The sequence below is a fragment of the Lachnoanaerobaculum saburreum DSM 3986 genome (assembly GCF_000185385.1).
Lineage (GTDB): Bacteria > Bacillota > Clostridia > Lachnospirales > Lachnospiraceae > Lachnoanaerobaculum > Lachnoanaerobaculum saburreum.
This window is the reverse complement of the sequence record NZ_GL622296.1, coordinates 2,283,105-2,286,095: the sequence shown is the minus strand read 5'-3', so window position 1 is coordinate 2,286,095 and position 2,991 is coordinate 2,283,105. Positions and strand designations below refer to the sequence as shown.

Annotated in this window: 5 protein-coding genes and 2 pseudogenes; 5 read left to right on the top strand and 2 right to left on the bottom strand. The window is 35.9% G+C overall.

Annotation, left to right across the window (positions count from 1 at the left end):
* From HMPREF0381_RS15190 to HMPREF0381_RS14875, 5 genes and pseudogenes are all read left to right on the top strand, one after another.
* Nucleotides 1–642, top strand: a pseudogene (locus tag HMPREF0381_RS15190) (hypothetical protein); the annotation flags it as partial.
* 2 nt (nt 643–644) lie between these two features.
* Nucleotides 645–878 (top strand): Imm74 family immunity protein, encoded by a 234-nt coding sequence (locus HMPREF0381_RS10460; protein WP_008751951.1) that lies wholly within the window; start codon nt 645–647, stop codon nt 876–878.
* A 121-nt stretch (nt 879–999) separates the two neighbouring features.
* Nucleotides 1,000–1,422, top strand: a complete 423-nt coding sequence (locus HMPREF0381_RS10455) for a hypothetical protein (RefSeq protein ID WP_008751950.1) — start codon at nt 1,000–1,002, stop codon at nt 1,420–1,422.
* A 12-nt stretch (nt 1,423–1,434) separates the two neighbouring features.
* Nucleotides 1,435–1,857: a hypothetical protein gene (locus tag HMPREF0381_RS10450; protein ID WP_008751949.1), complete on the top strand. Its 423-nt coding sequence runs from the start codon at nt 1,435–1,437 to the stop codon at nt 1,855–1,857.
* 59 nt (nt 1,858–1,916) lie between these two features.
* Nucleotides 1,917–2,264, top strand: a complete 348-nt coding sequence (locus HMPREF0381_RS14875; RefSeq protein WP_156431765.1) for a hypothetical protein — start codon at nt 1,917–1,919, stop codon at nt 2,262–2,264.
* A gap of 83 nt (nt 2,265–2,347) precedes the next feature.
* On the opposite strand, the pseudogene HMPREF0381_RS15925 reads toward HMPREF0381_RS14875, so the two are convergent.
* Nucleotides 2,348–2,581 (bottom strand): annotated as a pseudogene (locus tag HMPREF0381_RS15925) (IS3 family transposase); the annotation flags it as partial.
* Between the two features lie 77 nt (nt 2,582–2,658).
* Nucleotides 2,659–2,958, bottom strand: a complete 300-nt coding sequence (locus HMPREF0381_RS10440; RefSeq protein ID WP_008751947.1) for a transposase — start codon at nt 2,956–2,958, stop codon at nt 2,659–2,661.
* Between the last annotated feature and the right edge of the window lie 33 nt (nt 2,959–2,991).

Sequence of the window (2,991 nt, the reverse complement as noted above, 5' to 3'; positions counted from 1 at the left end):
TCGCCTATAGAAGTGCCTGAACCGAATAAGCCGCCTATAGAAGTACCTGAGCCGAATAAGCTGCCTATAGAAGTACCTGAGCCGAATAAGCTGCCTATAGAAATACCAGAACCGAATAAGTCGCCTATAGAAATACCAGAACCGAATAAGCCGCCTATAGATATACCTGGACCAAAGAATCCGACTATAGAGTTACCTATTTCTTCGAATCAATATTCAAAAATAGATTTTACCCAAACTGATTTTGATGTTGAGTTAATAAGAGGTCGCTTGAAAACTGATCCAGATACAGCTTTTTTCTGGTCAGGACGAACAGATGGTATTGGAGGAATGGATGTTGCGAAAAAAATAGCAAAAAATAAAGGAGGAGTTACATTAGAATCTACGATTGATGATACGAATATTGTAATGCCTGAATGGGATTTTAATGCTCCTTCAAGTGTAACAGCTTGGGAGGAAGCTTCGAATGTTTACGCAGAGCAAGTATCTGGTGAAATAAGAGCTGTAGTTGGTAGCGAACTAAGACCAGGAAATATTTGGGAAAATATCGAATTACCAAGATTGAAGGCCAATCCAAATGTTACTAAGATTACAACAATAGATCCTAAAACAGGGGTAGAAAAAATTATATTCGAGAGGTAGAAATGAAAATTACAGGAACAAGATCAACAATTACTTTTGATTTAGAGAATGGTTTCCTCTTAAAAGCACAAGGAGAATTGTTGATTAATGAAAAATTTGTTGTTTATAAAGATAGTATGACACATTGGGAACCCCCTCATGAAAATCTTCCGATAACTCCAAGAGAAATAGACAATATTATTAACATGGCTAAAAAAATGGAGAGCGATCAAACTATTCGATTGGACTTTATATAATTATGTTGAACTCTATATATTCTAAGTAAACCTGTGGCAATAGATATCCCTTATGATTCAATTAACAATTTGAAAGTTCCATGGGGAGAATTTACAATTAGAAAATTAGGAGGCAATTAAAATGAGTTTAACTAAAATAACTTGGGAGGAGTTTGATACCTTTGAAAAGATTGAATCACCAAAAGGATATGATTTTCGAACACATGAAGGAAAATACTACACTTTTGGTGAGTTTGGAGTAGCTTCAGTTCGTCGTATCTTTGAGATTAATCCTTCTGATTTTAACGAATATTTATTAGGTAGGAGAACGGCACGTGAAATTGATTTTAAAGCGGAGAACGATCGTTGGCCACCAACGGAAGAAGAGAGAAGAGAATCTAGAAGAAAATTTATAAGTAAACATCCAGCTTCTTTGATAGATGTCCCTAAAAATAGGAAACTTTTTTCTAAGGAAGAACTTGAAGAGTTGATTCCGATTGCTGAGAAGCTGTGGATTGAATCTGAAGGAGAACTTCCAGATTATTATGTATCACCACTTAAGTAAAAGAGGTTTGAAATGAAACCAACAAAACTAGGCTGGGAAGATGTTATCCAGTTCGAAGAAGTAAAAGGTTACGGTCAGCATATCTGGAGAGATGGTAATCATCTTTATTACGTTACCGAGGAGGGAGGAATTGCCCCTCAGCGTGTGGTTTATGAATTACCAAATGAGTCATTTGCATTAATAGAGAGTGGGGAAAGAACGGAGTTAGAAGTATTAAATAAGCTTCAGACTGATCGTTGGCCACCGACGGAAGAAGGAAAGAAAGCTAGTGAGAAACGATTCATAGAAGAGAGTCCTACATCATTAATTGATTTACCTGAAACTACAGAGTTATTTACTCAGGAAGAGCTTGAAAGATTAATTCCAATTGCTGAGCAAATGTGGATTGACTGGAGAGACAAACTTCCAGATGATTATGTATCACCACTTAAGTAACAGATATATACAATGATACCAACGAGATCTTCACTCTTAAACGAGTGGTGAAGAGGATGGTGGATGATTTTGAAAAAGATAACCCAGGATTTTTTTATAATCCATCTAAGACGTTTATTGATTTGTACATGAAATCAGGCTTCTATATCGCAGAACTCGTTAAGCGATTATATAATAGCAAATGTCTGAAAAATACATTTCCAAATTTTGAAGAACGTTTAAAACGTATCCTAGAAAATCAAGTTTGTGGATTTGTGCCTTCACCATTTATCTATAATATTTCCACTAATTTTATCTTTGGAAATCTTTCTCGAGATATTAGTAGAAAGAACTTTGTTCTAGAAGATACCATCCCTGCGGCTAAAGAAGGGAAACTACAAAAATTGGTAGATAAATATTTTGAGTAGAAGAGTAATTGTTCATCAAGTATGTTTGTAAGTTCAGTACTGAAATCAGAGTCTCTGGTAGTGGTAGTAAAAGGCTTAATCCATTGGGCTTTAATACCCATTTCACGCATATATTTGCCTACAGTGCGCTCAGTAATAGTTTCACCTGACTTACGAAGTTCTTTGGTTATTTTAGGAGCACCATAGTTTTGTTTTGAAGCATCATAAATAAGTCGGATATTCTTCTTAATAGCTTCCTTCCTCTGAATAGCAGAAGATATTTTTCTATTAAGAAAAGAACGATATCCGGATCGAGATACACCCAAAAATTTAAGCATTCCGGAAGTAGAGACACGGTGCCCATTTACTTTAGCTGCCTCTACCTTTGCAGAAACCTCTGTATAGATAGCAATAGTTAACTTTTCCCCAGAATGCTTATGGCTTTTTTTAGTACATCAAGAGCATCCTGCGCATCACGAAGCTCACGTTTAAGGCGAGCTATTTCTTTGGCATCATCAGATTGATAGTTACCTGAGCCACAAATGGGAATGTCACCATCATTATTACGAAATTGACTTTCCCATTTGGCAAGTGTACTAACACCAATACCAAGATTCTTGGCACATTCAACTTGAGTAAGATCCGGATGTTCATTTCGATAGTTTATAGCATCCAGCTTAAATTGCTTTGAGTGATGGTTTCTTTTACTTGACATGATGAGTTCCTCCTAAGGTTTATTATATAACAA

What these genes read in the sequence shown, in the direction of transcription:
- HMPREF0381_RS10460 (WP_008751951.1), top strand. Translation starts at nt 645, where the DNA reads ATGAAAATTACAGGAACAAGATCAACAATTACTTTTGATTTAGAGAAT.
- HMPREF0381_RS10455 (WP_008751950.1), top strand. Translation starts at nt 1,000, where the DNA reads ATGAGTTTAACTAAAATAACTTGGGAGGAGTTTGATACCTTTGAAAAG.
- HMPREF0381_RS10450 (WP_008751949.1), top strand. Translation starts at nt 1,435, where the DNA reads ATGAAACCAACAAAACTAGGCTGGGAAGATGTTATCCAGTTCGAAGAA.
- HMPREF0381_RS10440 (WP_008751947.1), bottom strand. Translation starts at nt 2,958, where the DNA reads ATGTCAAGTAAAAGAAACCATCACTCAAAGCAATTTAAGCTGGATGCT.